Here is a 17447-nt window from a genome sequence, read left to right as displayed (position 1 = left end):
TTTTCAATTTGATGGTTGGCCCGTTAATCTCTATTGATATATAGATAACCAGAGTAGGTATCTTCTCCAGGATTTTCGCCTGTAAATGTTAGAATGTAGAAATAGGTGCCACTGGGCAGTTCCCTGGATTTGTCTATTGTGGCCCTGCCTTCAGAAATACCACGGAAAAGATTATTTCCCTGACCGTAATTGTCACTGTTATAGATTTCGACACCCCATCTGTTGAAGATTTTTACATTGTTATCTGGGTAGTTTTCTATGCCTACAATCTGGAAATAATCATTAAAACCGTCTCCATTGGGAGTTATGCCATTGTAAATCCTGAAACCGGTATTGTTACCATTAAATTCGCAGAAAGCGGAAACATTGGTTCTGGTCATTTCATTTTCTTGGTAACTATCATCATCGGATAAATCAAAAATAACATCATTCAATTCTATTAAGTTGGCAGCGATTGAGGCTTGGTTGTCAACGAAAATCCCATCTATATCTTCCTGTGTTACATTGTAGATTGCAGTATACTGCCATTCTTCTCCCGGTTGTAGGATACCATCTTCAGTCTCTTCGCTCACTACCAATCCGTTTATCTGTCCCTCAAAGAGTTCATCATTTATCTCCACATTTTCTAAGTTGATACTCCCTGAATTGATTACGGTAAAATCATACCTTATACTATCATCGCAGCCGTCGTTATCAATATCCAGTCCTTCTCCTGTTTTGATCATGGCAATACCGAACAGCGGTGTTCCACCGTCATCACCAGGGCAAGCATCATCAGGTACCTCGGTTCTGGTTGGGGAGTTCTCAAAGTTGCTATCGTCATCAGATAAATCGAAAACATTAATATCAAAGCCAACAGGCTCTGCCGATACGGTGGCTTGATTGACCACAATTGTGGCATCTATGTCGGCCTGTTTGATGGTGTATAGTGCTGTATAGGTCCATATCTCGTCCACCTCTAGTATGTTGTTCTCGGTAACACTCTCGGAGACTGGCCCTGGAATGACCCCACCGAATAGGGAATCTTCGAACAAGGGATCTTCCAAGAGGACCTCGTCGAGGTCGAAATCGCCCAAGTTGGTCATGGTGAAGGTGTAGCGTATACTCTCGATACAGCCATCATTGTCAATATCGACCAGTTCACTGGTCTTGATAAGCCCTATGCCGGGACCTCCTTCGGTACAGGCATCATCTGGCACCTGTGTCCTTGTGGGGTCGTCCTCGAAGTTACTGTCGTCATCGGACTGGTCCACGACCTGTTCGTCGGCTCCTACGGGTTCTGCTGATACGGTAGCCTGGTTGACCACAATTGTGGCATCGATGTCGTCCTGTGTGATTGCATAGAGTGCGGTGTAGATCCATATTTCTCCGACCTGCAGTACATTGTTCTCGGAGATACTCTCCGAGTCGGGTCCGGGTATGGGCCCACCGAGCAGGGGATCTTCCAAGTGTACCTCGTCCAAATCGATATTGCCCAAGTTGGTCACGGTGAAGGTGTACAGGATACTCTCGATACAGCCGTCACCATCAAAGTCTATTGGATTGCCATTTTTTACAAGACCTATACGAGGCCCTCCTTCGGTACAGGAATCGTCGGGAACTTCTGTCCTTGTAGGCTGATTTTCAAAGTTACTGTCGTCATCAGACTGGTCGGCGACCTGTTCGTCCGTTCCCACGGACTCTGCAGATACGGTGGCCTGGTTGATTACCACAGCGGCATCGATATCGTCCTGTGTGATGGCGTATAGCGCTGTGTATATCCAAACCTCGCCCACTTGTAGTATGTTGTTTTCTGCAATGCTCTCCGAGTCGGGTCCGGGTATGGGCCCACCGAACAGAGGATCTTCCAAGAATACCTCGTCCAAATCGACATTGCCAAAGTTGATTATAGTGAAGGTATACAAGATACTCTCGATACAGCCGTCACCATCAAAATCTATTGGATTGCCATCTTTTACAAGACCTATGCGAGGACCAAGCTCACCACAGGAACTCAGGTCGGTTATTGTAGGATCATCTTCCAATACACTATCATTATCAGACAGGTCATTGACCGTGTTAATCATTCCCTGAACATCAGCAGTAGCGGTAGCCTGATTTTCCACAAACCCATCGTTTATATCCTCCGGTGTTGTAACATAATCTGCGACATAAATCCAAGTTTCATCAGGGTCTAGGAAAGTATCATTATTGTCATCACCTGAATCGGGACCGGGTAAATCCCCACCCAATAGCGGATCATTAAGAACCACATTTTCTAAAATTTGACTACCTTCATTAGTGACTTCAAACTGATAATCGATAAAATTACAGTCCAATCCTCCAGCAGGGTCATTGGAAATACTCCCAGTTTTTATAACCGCAATTCTTGGCTGACAAGCCGTTAGATCTATTATAGTTGGATTGCTCCCTTCCACATCAATTGGATCGGATACATCGTCCACACTCACTAAAGGTTGGCCAACTGGATTTGAAGTAACATTTGCAGGTTGGTCTCCAAAAGAACCATTATCTATATCTACCTGCGTTGTCTCATAGAAAGAATTATATATCCATGTTTCACCGGGATCTAGAAGGGTGTTATTGTTCACATCACCAGATACAGGAGATCCGTTAAGAATAATATCACCAAGATCTGTATCTGTGATCTCAATGTTCTCGAGTATCTCACCGGCAGTACTTTCGTTGGTCACGGTATAGGTAAAAACAATTTGACCGCAGAGGATTTCGTCGAAATCGGTAACGGCCCCGGTTTTTATAAGACCAATGCCCGGTACAAACATGTTGTTCATGCTGTTGAGTTCATTGTTACTTTCTTCGCTATGGGAGAAATTGTTTTCATGAGATGACCATATATTGGCATTTACACTAAAAATGAAAACGGGTAATATTATAACTAAGAAAAAAGAAATTCTATTTTTTACTTTGCAATAGTTCATAAAGGGCATGGTTGGAATATTTTAGCGATGGGATAGAATAATTAGGTTGTAGGTTCATTAAAAAACTTATACTTAGGCAAGCGTATATAGCTTGCTGGCAATCATGATATTTTGCATGTAATTGGACGTCTTGTACAATTGTGTGCAAATATCCACGAAAAATCAGTCTCAAATAGGTAAGGATTTTTGAATAGGCTATTTCAATGGACGGATGTAGCGTTTGATTTGACGGATGATATATCCGGGAAGAAAAAAATAAGCCTTAAAACCAGATTTGTAAATAAATACCTATTGTAATTATAATTTATACTTACAGTATTGTTGTTTGCAAATCCGCATGCAAGGAATAATAGAGATTAACCCTATAAATCAAAATTTGATATGAAAAGATACCCCTAAAGCTTTCCAGTAAGATATTCTGCAGTAAAGGATTTCCTATTTTGAATTATTTCTTCAGGTGTACCTTCAGCAATTAGGTGTCCACCATTTTCACCACCTTCTGGACCTAGGTCAATAATGTAATCTGCACATTTAATGAGCTCTATATTATGCTCTATGACAATGATGGAGTGTCCCTTTGCAATGAGTTCATCAAAAGATTTTAATAGCTTTTTAATATCATGGAAATGAAGGCCTGTTGTAGGTTCGTCAAAAATGAAGAGTGCTTTTTCTTTTGTATTTCCTTTTACCAAAAAGGAAGCTAGTTTAATGCGTTGTGCTTCACCACCGGAAAGGGTAGAGGAGGACTGACCCAAAGTAACGTAGCCGAGACCAACATCTTGTAATGGCTGTAATTTGGCTACAATCTTGTTTTGTGCATAGTTTTTGAAATGTTCGATGGCTTCATCTATGGTCAAATTAAGAATATTGTCTATATTTTTTCCTTCAAACTGTACTTCTAGTACATCTTTTTTAAAACGTTTGCCGTCACATACATCACATTCCAGATGCACATCGGCCATAAATTGCATTTCTACGGTGATCTCTCCTTCACCTTTACATTTTTCACAACGTCCCCCATCCACATTAAAAGAAAAATGTTTGGGTTGATACCCTCTTAGCTTGCTGAGTTTTTGCGATGAAAAAAGAGTTCGAATGTCATCGTAAGCCTTTATATAGGTAACCGGGTTTGACCTAGAGGAACGGCCTATAGGATTTTGGTCAACGAACTCCACATGTTTTATATGACTGTATTTGCCTTCTACTTTAGTAAACTGACCTGCTTTTTCTCCATAGCCACCCACTTCTTTTAGAATGGTTGGATATACTATTTTCTTGACCAAGGTACTTTTGCCACTGCCCGAAACCCCAGTAACCACCGTAAGAACGTTTAGGGGAAACGTAACATCTATATTTTTAAGATTGTTTTCGCGAGCTCCTTTAATCTGTATATAATATTTGGAATTTCTGCGTTCGCTTGGCACGGCAATTTCTTTATTGCCATTTAGATAATCTGCCGTTAGGGAATTAGCGTTCAATATTTGTTCTAAACTTCCTGTGGCTACTACATGACCGCCCAATGTACCCGCTTCAGGTCCTATATCGATAACTTCATCCGCAGCTTTCATGATATCTTCATCATGTTCGACTACTATCACCGTGTTGCCCAAATCTCGCAGGGATAATAAGACCTCTATTAAATTTTCGGTATCTTTTGGGTGTAATCCTATGCTTGGTTCATCCAAAATATACATCGAACCTACTAAACTACTTCCCAATGAAGTGGCAAGGTTTATACGTTGACTCTCACCACCTGACAACGTATTGGATTTTCTATTTAAGGTCAAATAGCTTAAACCTACTTTGCTGAGGAAGTCAAGACGGGTCATAATTTCTTTCAGCAATCTTTTTGCAATGGTGCTATCGTGCTCGGAAAGTTGTAAATCTTCAAAAAAGGGAATAAGTTTTTTGATGGGCAATTCAATTAAGTCCGATATGGAATGTCCCCCTACCTTAACATAGTCTGCCTCTGGTCTAAGTCGTTTCCCTTTACAGATAGGACATTTGGTCTTGCCCCTGTAGCGCGATAGCATTACCCTGTTCTGTATTTTATAACTTTTCTCTTCGAGCTGTTGAAAGAATTTATGGATACCTATAAAGTGTTCATTACCGTCCCAAACCAATTGTTTTTGCTTTTCAGAAAGTTCAAACCAAGGTTTATGGATAGGAAAATCGAATTTATAGGCTTCATTTACCAATTGGTCACGGTACCAGCCCATGCTTTCCCCACGCCATGGAAAAACTGCATTTTCAAAAATGGATAGTGCCGTATTGGGAACGACCAAATCTTCATCTATTCCAATTACATCACCATAGCCTTCACATTTTGGACAGGCGCCATACGGATTGTTGAAACTGAACAAGTGTACGTTAGGCTCAAGAAATTTCATTCCGTCCAATTCAAATTGATTGCTGAACGTTTTTATTTCTCCATCTTTCAAGTTTTCAATACTGCACTGTCCTTTGCCTTCAAAAAATGCATTGTCCACAGCATTGCCCAAACGATTATAAAAGTCTTCGTCTTCTTTAACGATTATTCTGTCCACGACCAGATCAAAGTTTCTGCCAATATCCTCGGGAACATTATCTATCCGTAGCACCTCTCCTTTATATTTGATACGTGCATAACCTTGTTTGGAAAAAAGTTGTAACGATTTAAGCGGTTCTCTTTCCTTCTTTATAGTAATAGGTGCCGAGAGCAATAACTTACTATCTACTTCTAAAGACTTGACAAAATCAATAACATCGGTTACTGTATCTTTTTTAACTTCACTGCCCGAGAGGGGGGATATGGTTTTTCCAATACGGGCGTAAAGTAGTTTTAGATAGTCATAGACTTCTGTTGTTGTACCAACAGTGGACCTTGGATTGGTGGAATTTACCTTTTGCTCTATGGCTATGGCCGGAGCTATACCTTTTATATAGTCTACTTTTGGTTTGTCCAATTTACCCAAAAACTGGCGGGCATAGGAGGAAAGACTCTCTACATAACGGCGCTGTCCTTCTGCATATAAGGTATCAAAAGCAAGGCTAGATTTACCGGAACCGGAGAGCCCAGTAATGACCACGAGCTTATTTCTTGGGATGACCACATCAATATTCTTTAGATTGTGTAGTTTCGCCCCTTTTATGATAATATTCTCTTTTGGATCAACGTTATTGATAATGGCCATATGTTAAAATTTGAGTTTCAAAGATACGCTACACCACACTTAATACGTATATTGTATCAGTTAACATCTAAAAATGCCCAGATCACAACATAGTTTTTTCACGGGCAGACTGTTTTTCTATATTTGATGTGTAATTAAAAAGCTGATAGGCCTATACAGAAATAATTACTTTTTTATAATTAACTAATAACTCTAAGTCCTTCTTTTTTAAGGGAGAGACTGTGTGTTTAACCAAAAAAGTAATTTGTATGGAACTACAGATTGATGACTCAATATTAGTAAAAAACTATATTTCTGGAGATGAAAAAGCTCTAGAAGTTCTTATCAACCGACATAACCAAAGAATCTCAAGTTTTATTTATTCTAAAGTAATGGACAGGGATGTCGCCGAAGATATCTTTCAGGACACCTTCATCAAAGTAATTAAAACACTCAAAAGAGGTTCATATAGTGAAGAAGGTAAGTTTTTGCCTTGGGTTATGCGAATTGCACACAACCTTATTATAGACCACTTTCGTAAGAACAAAAGGATGCCCAAGTTCGAGGGTAGCGATGATTTTAATATTTTCTCGGTCATTCATGATGATAAACTGAATGCAGAAAAACAACTTATCAAAAACCAGATAGATAGTGATCTTTCACTATTGATAGATGAGCTGCCAGAAGACCAAAAAGAAGTATTGGTCATGCGAATCTATAAAGACATGAGCTTCAAGGAAATCTCTGAAAACACAGGGGTAAGCATTAATACAGCTTTAGGGAGAATGCGATACGCTTTGATTAACTTAAGAAAGATAGTTGAACGTAATAATATCGTTTTAACGAATTAATCTGCATTAGGTCGAACATAGCAATATTTCCATTTTAGCGGCGTTATCTAATTGTAACATTAATGCTAGAATATGGAAAACATTTACTCTGAAGAACAAGAAACCGTTAAAACGGTAAAAGCAACAAGAGAAACCATCAATTTCTTGCTTAGCTATTCTAAATCAATTGATGTAGTCGATTGTAAAAATTACAAATTTGAGATCACGTTAAATTAGTACGTGATACTTAAACCAAAAAGAGCCGCAATTAGCGGCTCTTTTTGGTTTTATAGTATTCATTGAGCACCAATTTACGACCAATTGTCCGCGTGATGATATCCTTTTCCAGGTTCCATCCCCTAGCTGGGGAATATTCACGACCATACCATATAATCTGTAAATGTAATCGATTCCACAACGCTTTTGGGAACAAGCGTTTTGCGTCCTTTTCAGTTTGTACCACATTTTTTCCATTGGTGAACCCCCAACGGTACATAAGTCTATGGATATGCGTATCCACAGGAAAAGCAGGAATCCCAAATGCTTGCGATACTACTACACTGGCAGTTTTATGACCAACGGCAGGCAATTCTTCCAATAGCGCAATATCTTTTGGCACTTCTCCATTATATTTTTCTATTAAAATTTTGGAAAGTCCGTGAATACCTTTCGATTTCATTGGAGATAGCCCAACCGGGCGTATGATGTCCCTTATTTCATCAACCGAAAGGCGGACCATGGCATGCGGATTATCGGCCCTTTCAAAAAGTAATGGGGTTATCTTATTTACACGAACATCCGTGCTTTGGGCAGATAAGAGTACAGCGATCAATAAAGTATAGGGGTCTTTATGGTCTAGAGGTACTGGAATTGTGGGATAAAGTTCATTCAATGTATCAATTGTGAAATTTACTTTCTGTTGTTTAGTCATTTTTGTTTAATTTTATGAAAAATAAGTTAAACAATAAATTTAAAGTTGAATACATATGAATATGTTAAAAGTAGGGGATAAAGTACCTGAATTTTCTTCAAAAGACCAAGACGGGAACACGATAAGTCTTAGTGACTACAAAGGAAAGCGATTGGCCATTTTTTTCTATCCGCGAGCAAATACACCAGGATGTACCGCAGAAGCCTGTAATTTAAGGGATAACTACAAACTTTTACAGGAACAAGGACTGGAAATACTGGGAGTAAGCGAAGATTCAGAAAAAAAGCAAGCGAACTTCAAGAATAAATATGATTTCCCTTATCCATTACTGGCAGATGAAGACCATACCGTAATAGAAACGTTTGGTGTATGGGGACCGAAAAAATTTATGGGTAAAGAATATGATGGATTGCATAGAACAACTTTTGTAATCGATGGCGAAGGTGTTATCGAAAAAGTCATCGAAAAGGTAAAAACGAAAGATCACGCGGCACAGCTTTTGGACTAAACACTGCCAAATATGTAAAAACGGCACAACCTTTTTGGAAGTGCCGTTTTTTATTTTCAAATATGATAGCTTTTAAGCTTCTTCTTTTTCCTTTAAAACTTTTCTTGTAAAGAGTCGTTTTTCTTTTATAATATCTGCAATACCTTCAGGGATCATTTCTTCCCAACCTTCTTCAGCATTTATAATTCGTTTTAGGACATCCCTGGAAAAGATATGCATGATATCTGGATCGTAATCTATAATATCCATTACCTTCCCATTATACTTGAAGAATTTGTAGAGCTCTTTCATTCTTGGATGCACCTTCACATTATTGCTCGTCATAACCTGCCCTGTATTCACATCTTTCATGGGGTATAGATAGACTTTTAGGTCTTTAAAGAAGAGTTTTCCAAACGCTTCAAGAATACCACCGCTCAAATCACGATAATATTTTTCATCAAAAACATCGACCAAATTATTGACTCCCATTGTAAGTCCAATTTTGGCCTTGGTATAATTATTAAAGTACTCCACCAATTTGTAATACTCTTGAAATTTGGATATCATCACTGTATGACCAAGCGAACTTAAAAGTTCTGCCCTGTCCATAAAATCCTGTTCATCAATTTCGCCCGATGCTTTTAGGTTGGAAAGGGTAATCTCAAAAATAACAATGGTGTTCTCATATTCTACCGTTTGTTCCCTTATGAAAATGTCATACGATTTCTGGAACATATCCATGTTCACTTTCGTAACAGGTCTGAAGCTACCTCGCAATGCCAAGATATTCTTTTTATAAAGCAAAGAGGCAGGTAAAAGGTTGTTTCCATCAGGTCCGAACATTACGGCATCCGTCATGTCGTTACGGATGAGCTGTAAACTCATAAGCCTGTTATCGACTTCCTTAAAATGTGGCCCGATAAAATTCACCATATCGATCTCAATAGTATCCTTATCAATATGATCGTATAGATATTTTAAGAGTTTCTTTGGTTTATGGTATTTGAAAAACGCCCCGTAAATTAGGTTTACGCCCAGTGTTCCCAAAGTTTCTTGTTGCAACCTTGCCTCATTTTGTTTAAAACGAATGTGAAGAATGATTTCGTCATATTCCTTTTGTTTGGGATCTAGTTGAAATCGTATTCCTACCCATCCATGTCCTTTATAGCGTTTTGAAAAATCGATGGTAGCTACCGTATTGGCAAATGAAAAGAACAGATAATCCGGATTGTTTTCACGACTGATGCGCTCCTCTACAAGATGCATTTCGTGGGACAGCATTTTCTTTAGCCTTGACTGCGTAACATATCTTCCATCTTCTTCGATTCCATAAACCGCATCACTAAAAGATTTGTCATAAGCACTCATTGCTTTTGCAATGGTTCCAGAAGCACCACCTGCCCTAAAGAACTGTCTGGCCGTTTCTTGGCCCGCACCAATTTCGGCAAAGGTTCCGTAGATATTTGGGTTTAGGTTTATTCGTAAGGTCTTGGCCTTTATCGAAGGAGTATTTTCAAAGGCATGTTGTTTACCAGTGGCAGTGGACATGAGCTATATTTTATAAAAACAAAGTTACACTCTTCATCCAATCTATTAAATAAATAAGTTATAATTTTGATTTTAATGGATGATATGATGACCATTACTTTTTTAGGAACGGGCACCTCTCAAGGAATTCCCATAATTGGTAGCAATCATCCGGTATGCCTGAGTAAGGATCCAAGGGACAAACGGCTAAGGGTCTCTGTTCTCGTTTCTTACAATGGTTTTAATTATGTAGTGGATTGTGGCCCCGATTTTAGGCAACAAATGCTAACAAACCCAATAGAAAAACTGGACGGTATTCTCTTCACCCATGAGCATGCGGACCATACGGCTGGCATTGATGATATCCGTCCTTTCTTTTTTAGGCAAGGGGATATTCCAATTTATGCCCATAACAGGGTCATTGACTCCTTAACCAGACGTTTCGATTATATTTTTGCTGATGAAAATAGGTATCCGGGAGCTCCTGCGGTCAGGGTCAATGAAGTCGTAAATAATCAACCAATAGCACTGGGAGGTCTAAAAGTAATTCCCATTGAAGCATATCATAATCGATTGCAGGTGTTTGGCTATCGTTTCAAGGATTTTGTTTACCTAACGGATGTAAAGCGTGTGGATGAACATGAAATTGAAAAAATAAGAGGTGCAAAGGTACTCGTGGTCAATGCACTTAGAGAGGAACCGCACCATTCCCATTTTAATTTAGAGGAGGCACTGGCTTTTTCAAAACTGGTCGGAGCCGAAAGGACGTATTTTACCCATATCAGTCATTTACTTGGGTTTCACGAAGAAGTGGAAAAAAAACTTCCCAAGAGTGTATTTTTGGCTTATGATAACTTACAATTGAAGATTTAAAATTATGAAGAATAAGATTTTTTTATACCTATTTATTTTTGCCGCATTGATTGCATTGTACCAGTTCGTGAGCACAAACAATATGCAAAAGGCATTTTATTCCGATGCGGAAAGTTTGAAAACCGAAATTTCTGATTTAAAGGATTCGTTACAACAGTCACAACTGAAAATATTGGATGTTCAGTACTTTTCTTTAGAGAACAATGATGATGCGCTTGCCTATTATGACCATCTAAAACTAAAGAATCCGTCACGCTATATCGAAGATAAATTATTGGAAACCAACGAAAAAAAAGGCGATAACCCCTTAATTCCTTATGAAGGGATGGAAAGTGACTTCAAAATAAATAAAATAAAGATTATCAATCATAGATGGTTGTTGGCGGACTTTTCCGATGGAAAATATTGGGGCGATTTAATTATTAAGTATGAACTCAAAGATGATTTGGGTGTCGATTTTACTTTGATGGACCACCTACTTTACACTAGGAGCAATTAGATGTTGTTAACCAACCACGCCTTAAAAGAGTGAAAATTTTGGGGTGACACGCCATGTCCTATGGGAAACTCCTCATACTGGTGATTTATATTCAGGCCCTTTAAAAAATCTGGTATTCGCTGCGCCCATTCCACAGGGATTACCTGATCTACCTGCCCGTGCGAAGCATAAATATTTAAACCGCTGTAATCTTTGGTTTTATAACCATCCAAAAGAATGTCTTCGTTGATATAACCGCTTAGTGCAATTACATTCTTTACTTTTTCTGGAACAGAAAGGGCTACGGAATAACTAAGAATGGTACCTTGGCTAAAGCCTAAAAGTGTTATGTTTTCTTCATCCAAATCATAGGCTTCGCATGCCTCATCAATGAACGCTATTATTTTATCCCTAGATATTTTTGCCTGTTCATTATCGCTCCATTTACCTTGTTCTGCATCAAAATTAATGGCATACCAGGCATGGCCAAAAGGTTCAAGGTCGTAAGGCGCCCTAACTGATATTATTGTTAACTCTTCAGGCAGCTCAGATGCAAAAGAGAATAGGTCTTCTTCATTGCTTCCGTAACCATGAAACATAAAAACGGAAGGGGCTTTATCAGTTTTTACAACAGAAGGACGCAGTAAGTATTCTAAGGACAGCGGGGTGGGGGACATTATTTAACAATTAAGGGATAAAGGTAAACCATTTTTGAAAATAAGGTCCTAGCAGTGGCAGCAATGGTTTTTTTAGGTTCATTGCTCCAAGAAAACCATACAGAACCAGAATGAGATAAAAAATATACAGTCCAAATGAAGCCTCAATTACCTTTGTGAAGGTAAGGACTATTGCCAATGCATGATATATCAGATGAATCCCGAATGCTTGGCGAATATGGAAACGTGCAAACGAATTTTTGGGCTCCATGTTCATGGTGAGTGCAATAAGGCACCCCACTAGAGTGATATAGCTTATAATCGCGGTTGTTTTTCCTTTTTTTGCTTCTCCCAAAATATTAAATCAAGATTTGATTGTTGTTAACCGCTCCGTACACTTTTCCTTTTAGCGAGCTGCCCAAAAACATGCTATTTTTAGAGGTGGAAAGTATATTTTCTTCTTCAAATGAACCTTCGCCATTAGGATCAAAAAGTGTCAGGCAGGCTTTTTCTCCTTCTTTCAATAGCGGTGTATTTAATCCAAAACGTTCCCTGCCCTTGGTTAACAGTGCTATGGTCTCTTCCAGATCAAAAAGTTGGTTTAAACTTCCAAATGCAGACTCCAAACCAATGGTTCCATCAACTGCATTGTCAAATTCAATCTTTTTTTCTTCAACGGCAATAGGATTATGGTCAGATGTTACAAAATCGATAATACCATCTTTAAGTCCTTTGATCAACGCCTTACAGTCAGTTTTGCTTCTAAGTGGCGGAGAAACTTTATAGCTTGTATCAAAATCTTTTAAGCTTTCATCCGTAAAAATCAGGTTATGAATGGAAACACTACAGCTAACGTTCAACCCTTTTTTCTTTGCATTGGCAATCAACTTAACAGAATTTGTGGTTGAAATGGTGGGGATATGTAGCTTTCCCCCGGTATATTCCAAAATAAAGAGATCTCGTGCAATCTGTAACTCTTCGGCCAAGTCAGGAATTCCTTTAAGCCCCAAAGAAGTGGAAACCTCACCTTCATGTACAATTCCCTTTCCCCTTATTTGCCCATCTTGCGGATAGGAACATATGAGACCATCAAAGTTCTGCGCATATAAAAGTGCAATTTTTAATAGGTTTGGATTGGCAACTTGTTTTTTAAAATCATAATAGGCTACTGCACCGGCATTTTTCATATCAAAAAGTTCCGCCAAATCTTTTCCTTCGGAGCCTGTCGTCAAGCATCCTAAAGGATATAGGTTGGCAGTACTGCCGTTTCCCCTTTCTTTTAGAAAAACAATGGCTGAACTTGTATCCGGTACGGGGTTGCTGGTTGGATTTAACAAAATGTCCGTAAAACCACTTTTGCCAGCAACGAACAGACCGTTTAAAATGGTTTCACGCTCTTCAAACCCTGGCTCTCCAAAACTGACACCGGTATCGAACCAACCTAACGAAACATGAAGGTTTTTATAATCGACCACTTTTGTTTTGGAAGGAACGTCCACAGATGTAGCAATCTTTTCAATGGTTCCATTTTTTATAAAAATGTCCCGCTTTTTTAAATGTAAGGCCGCATTTTCTGGACAAACTATTTTCACAGACTTTAGCAGAATGTTCATGTAACAAATTTTTGAATAATTACCTCAATAAGCGCGAGTAGTAGCGCTAAAATAACAAACCATTTCCAATACGCCGTAATACTGCTCTCGGTCTCAAGAAACTCGAACAACGAAGCGACGGAATCTTGATTGCGTGCATTGCCAATGTTTTCCAAATCCAAATAATTGAGCTTGCTCTCTGTCCTGGGGTAATTGAAACTTATATTCTGTATGGATTGTCCCTGCCTGGTAATACTAAAGATGCCATCTACCGTAGGGTCATCATTAAAATTGAGCCTTACCTTATTTGGAAAACTTTGTTGAAACGGAATAAATTCATATCCTTCCTTTGAAACATTCAAGATATCATCCGCCCCTAAATTCAAGGATATATCCACCGTAGTAGCTTGTCCAATATTATGATATGGCTCGGATGTTTTAAGCCCGAATGCTGCCATATTATAAAAGGTGGGAACGATTAAAGGAGAGTTTTTAAAATTTGAGTTGTTATCTTCCAATGCAGCAGAAAACAAATAAAAACCATCAATACCGGACAGAAATACATCGCCACTCTCTAAAGACAGGATTTTAGGTGCACGTGTCCGTGTCCTAAAATAGCGCTTCACGTTTGGATACTGAAAGTTGTAGACTTTTTTTTCAAACACATTTTTGTACAACGGATGCTCAAAGGATATTGTGGTTATTTTTTTACTGATATCACTGCCCTCATCCAGTTGTGTAGCAAAAAAGCTTGAAAGAAATTGATTGTAAGAGGTAAGGTCACTTTCAGCAGAAGGAACAACGATGATGGTCCCCCCATTTTCTTTAAAAGTTCGGAGTACTTTTTGCAAGCTGTTGGGAATAGCTGGTAAATTATCCAGAACCACTACGTTTTGTTCGTCCAAAGTACTGTAATCCAATTCTCTGAGCCTATATGTATTCAGTGTAAATTCCTCTTGGTTAAATAAACGGTCCAGGTAGTTGCTGTTGGAATCGTGTACGGCCAAAACTTTTATCTTGTCCTTTTTATTGATGTTAAAGAAGAACTGGTTGTCATAGGACAACCCATTGTCGGTAATCTTTAGGGTACCGTTCAATGCTTCACCTTCGGGGATTGTAAAAGTTACTTCTGCTTTACCATTAGCGTTAAATTTTGCGGAGGTTTTCGCAATCAATACCTCGCCATTATAAAGTGATATGGGAACATTCTCTTCATCGACACCTCCGGAAAGCAGTGCAGAAATCGAAGCCGGGGCAGCTTGATTTTCTGTTAGGTATATCGAGTCCAACGAGATATTCCGGGTTTCCTTTGGACGAATAGGCACTAAATAATTCGTCGTAGCAGAATCCAGGGCACTATCCGTAGTATACATGCTCTCTTGAAAATCGGATAGCAGTATCAAATCTTTAATGGTGTTTGTGCTCTTGGAGAACAGGGTGTTTGCTTTGAGCTGAATTTCATTAAACCCCAGCTGCCTATGCGAATGGGGGAGCGAAAGTAAATTGTTCTGTATATCCCTAATGGTAACCTCTCTATATGTTTTTTCGTTCGTAAAAAGACTAAAAACACTTTCAGGATGACTGTTCTTGATCAATTCCTGTACCGATTTTTCCAATAACGAAAGTCCGTTGCTTTTAGCTTGCATGCTGAACGAATCATCTAAATACACCACGGTTTCCTTTTGTTGCAATGCTGTCTTTTTTGAGGAAAAGGGTTGTGCAAATGCAATGATTATGGCTGCAATCAATAAAAGTCGTGTTAAAAGTAGGAGCCTTTTTTTTAGCGTATTACTTTTCCTGGACTCCGAAACTACCTGCTGTAGCATGGCTACATTCGTAAATGGTGTTTTTTTAAATCGCCGTAATTGAAAAAGATGGATTAAAATAGGAATGAGTAGAAGTACTAAGGCCCAAAGGATTTCTGGATGTTTAAATTGCATTCCCAATTTTGATTGAACAAATATAGGAATTTACATTAAGTTCTGATGTCGGATATCTGATATCTGATATCAGATATCCGACATCAGAACTCAGAATTTGGACATCGGTCTTCAAAGGATAAGTTATGAGCTCAAAGCCCAAAGGGTTGATTTTTTAGAGGTCAGACTTCACATACAGGCAAGTTATAAGCGTAGTTCATTCTACTTAAATCAACAAACCACCGGAAAGTACAAAGTTGCTTTCCAGTGGTTTTTTCCAGAGTTTTTCGGGCACTGCCCAGTGTTCAACAAACTATTTTAATCACAATCGGTAGGGGTATGGCCAGTAATTTCCCATTGATGATCGACATTCAGAAAACCAAGAGCAAAAGCTACATCAAAATAATTACAATATTGCACGCCCTCTGCGCCCAGTTTTACACCGGACTGTACCTCTTGATCTTCCCACCCTAAAATCGTGTTTGAAAAGTTAACGGCGGACATCCCGGAATCATCGAGCATTCCCGTCATATCTGTAACGTTGACTATGTTCCATGCCCCCAGATCTTGGTCGAATGCCGTGGTACCAAAGAACATTTCATACATACTTTGAACATTGCCAACATCCCAGTTAGCGCCAATGGGCTGATTGAAACTGTCAGCAACGAAAAACATAAAATCCATATTGGTGACCTGGCTTACATCCCAACTGCTGATATCCTGATTGAATTTATGATTGTAAGAAAAAGTACCTGTCATATTGGTTACCTGGTCTACGTCCCAACCGTTAATGTCCTGTTTGAAATCCGCATTGATAAAAGCATTTTCGAGAGATGTACATTGGTCAAGGTTGGGGTTGTCCTTTGCATTTATAGCTACAAAATCATCCAGTAAGTTTAGATAAAGCATCTCCTCCATGCTCTTCCATGCTGTGGTGCCCCATTGCTCCACGGTTCGCAAAGCGATCTGTTCATCAAAGGTCAATCGGTCCATTTGTCCCTTTAGGGCCACGGGATAGGTGCCCGGAGTTTCATATTGGTGGCCCAAGTCTCCTTGGACGGTCATATGTTCCTCTGCCTGTCCATCGCCCCAATCAATATGAAAATCCACATCTCCGACTTCCCCATAAACTTTTATGAAAAATTCCTCGTTGGCGCCAACGGTCTCCAAGGTAAAGATAAAGGAGGCTGGGTCATTTAACAGGTCCCCGATAACGTTCTGTACGGCTATGTGTACGGTAATTTCGGCCGTGCCCCCGTTGCCATCGGAGACGGTCACGGTGATGCTGTGCTCGGTGGCGGTCTCGTAGTCAAGGGTTTTGCCCTCCGCCAAGGTGATCAGGCCGTTTTCATCTATGCTGAACAGTCCTTCATCGTTTCCGTCCGTTATCTCAAAGGTGAGCGTATCGTCCGCATCTGCATCGGTGGCCGTCACGGTAAAGATGGTGGATTCATTGTTTGCATCCTCGTCCACTTCTGTTGTTGTGGTCTGGTTGGTGATCACCGGGGCGGTGTTCTGCGCTTCGGTTTCGGTCACGGTAAAGGTGCTCCCGGTCACGGTCTCACCACCTACGCCAACACTTACTGCTCCTGTTGTCGCACCCTGGGAAACGGAAATGGTAAGCTTAGTGGTAGTGGCGACACTAACCGTAGCTGTAGTGTTCCCAATTTTCACGGTATTGGATGCCGGTGTTGTACTAAAGTTGGTCCCGTTAATGGTCACCTGTGTGCCAACAGGCCCGGAACTGGGCGTAAAACCGCTTATGGTAGGTTTCTCTACGGTCGTTGGCGATGTTGTTCCATTATCATCACTGGAACAGGAGATGATGAACATCCCAACGGATAACATCATCAGGACTAAAAAATGTATTTTTTTCATGAGTTGAATATTTTAATATTACAGCATGCAAGAAAAGTGTAATATGAATAGGTCGCCCATGTCAATTGACGGATGCAGGGTTTGGGTTGACGGATGGGGGGTATTGGGTTTCAAAGTTTCAGAGTTTCAGAGTTTTGAACGGGCTGAATCGGACATCAGATATCAGAATTCATTTCATTCTA

Annotated in this window: 13 protein-coding genes; 4 read left to right on the top strand and 9 right to left on the bottom strand. The window is 39.6% G+C overall.

What is annotated here, in order from left to right; all coding sequences use genetic code 11:
• Positions 1 to 23: 23 nt before the first annotated feature.
• A complete protein-coding gene (locus LV716_RS17225; RefSeq protein WP_163419012.1) occupies positions 24 to 2939 on the bottom strand; it encodes a gliding motility-associated C-terminal domain-containing protein in 2916 nt (971 codons plus the stop codon).
• A gap of 395 nt (positions 2940 to 3334) precedes the next feature.
• The gene (gene uvrA, locus LV716_RS17220; RefSeq protein WP_163419011.1) at positions 3335 to 6112 is read right to left on the bottom strand and encodes an excinuclease ABC subunit UvrA; all 2778 of its coding nucleotides are present in this window, start codon (positions 6110 to 6112) and stop codon (positions 3335 to 3337) included.
• A gap of 248 nt (positions 6113 to 6360) precedes the next feature.
• Between uvrA and LV716_RS17215 the strand changes: the two genes are divergently transcribed.
• A complete protein-coding gene (locus tag LV716_RS17215) occupies positions 6361 to 6942 on the top strand; it encodes an RNA polymerase sigma factor (protein ID WP_163419010.1) in 582 nt (193 codons plus the stop codon).
• Between the two features lie 247 nt (positions 6943 to 7189).
• Here the strand turns inward: LV716_RS17215 and nth are convergent, their stop codons facing one another.
• Complete coding sequence (gene nth, locus LV716_RS17210; protein ID WP_163419009.1) at positions 7190 to 7852, bottom strand: endonuclease III; 663 nt, start codon at positions 7850 to 7852, stop codon at positions 7190 to 7192.
• Between the two features lie 55 nt (positions 7853 to 7907).
• Here nth and bcp point away from each other — a divergent pair, with 55 nt between their 5' ends.
• Complete coding sequence (gene bcp / locus LV716_RS17205) at positions 7908 to 8360, top strand: thioredoxin-dependent thiol peroxidase (RefSeq protein WP_163419008.1); 453 nt, start codon at positions 7908 to 7910, stop codon at positions 8358 to 8360.
• Positions 8361 to 8432: 72 nt separating this feature from the next.
• On the opposite strand, the gene LV716_RS17200 is transcribed toward bcp, so the two are convergent.
• Entirely contained in the window at positions 8433 to 9890 is a 1458-nt protein-coding gene (locus tag LV716_RS17200) for a TonB-dependent receptor (RefSeq protein ID WP_163419007.1), read from the bottom strand.
• An 87-nt stretch (positions 9891 to 9977) separates the two neighbouring features.
• On the opposite strand from LV716_RS17200, the gene LV716_RS17195 reads away from it, so the two are divergent.
• Both LV716_RS17195 and LV716_RS17190 read left to right on the top strand, forming a co-directional pair.
• Positions 9978 to 10742 carry an MBL fold metallo-hydrolase gene (locus LV716_RS17195; protein WP_163419516.1) on the top strand — a complete coding sequence of 255 codons (765 nt, stop codon included), beginning with the start codon at positions 9978 to 9980 and terminating at the stop codon, positions 10740 to 10742.
• Positions 10743 to 10746: 4 nt separating this feature from the next.
• Positions 10747 to 11241: a hydrolase gene (locus tag LV716_RS17190; RefSeq protein ID WP_163419006.1), complete on the top strand. Its 495-nt coding sequence runs from the start codon at positions 10747 to 10749 to the stop codon at positions 11239 to 11241.
• Here LV716_RS17190 and LV716_RS17185 read toward each other — a convergent pair.
• The 5 genes from LV716_RS17185 to LV716_RS17165 all read right to left on the bottom strand — a co-directional run bounded on the left by LV716_RS17185 (position 11238) and on the right by LV716_RS17165 (position 17265).
• On the bottom strand, positions 11238 to 11897 hold the full coding sequence (locus tag LV716_RS17185; protein WP_163419005.1) for an alpha/beta hydrolase: 660 nt from the start codon (positions 11895 to 11897) through the stop codon (positions 11238 to 11240). The two genes, LV716_RS17190 and LV716_RS17185, sit on opposite strands and share 4 nt — an antisense overlap.
• A gap of 10 nt (positions 11898 to 11907) precedes the next feature.
• Positions 11908 to 12231 carry a hypothetical protein gene (locus tag LV716_RS17180; RefSeq protein ID WP_163419004.1) on the bottom strand — a complete coding sequence of 108 codons (324 nt, stop codon included), beginning with the start codon at positions 12229 to 12231 and terminating at the stop codon, positions 11908 to 11910.
• A gap of 4 nt (positions 12232 to 12235) precedes the next feature.
• Complete coding sequence (locus LV716_RS17175; protein WP_163419003.1) at positions 12236 to 13489, bottom strand: dihydroorotase family protein; 1254 nt, start codon at positions 13487 to 13489, stop codon at positions 12236 to 12238.
• Positions 13486 to 15408, bottom strand: a complete 1923-nt coding sequence (locus LV716_RS17170; protein WP_233759173.1) for a BatA domain-containing protein — start codon at positions 15406 to 15408, stop codon at positions 13486 to 13488. Before LV716_RS17170 ends, LV716_RS17175 begins: the two co-directional genes overlap by 4 nt.
• A gap of 297 nt (positions 15409 to 15705) precedes the next feature.
• A complete protein-coding gene (locus LV716_RS17165) occupies positions 15706 to 17265 on the bottom strand; it encodes a BspA family leucine-rich repeat surface protein (protein WP_163419002.1) in 1560 nt (519 codons plus the stop codon).
• Between the last annotated feature and the right edge of the window lie 182 nt (positions 17266 to 17447).

This window comes from Flagellimonas sp. HMM57, from assembly GCF_021390175.1.
In the GTDB taxonomy this organism is placed as follows: Bacteria; Bacteroidota; Bacteroidia; order Flavobacteriales; family Flavobacteriaceae; genus Flagellimonas.
Note: the sequence above shows the minus strand (reverse complement) of the source record. Positions and strands in the feature narration are given on the sequence as shown.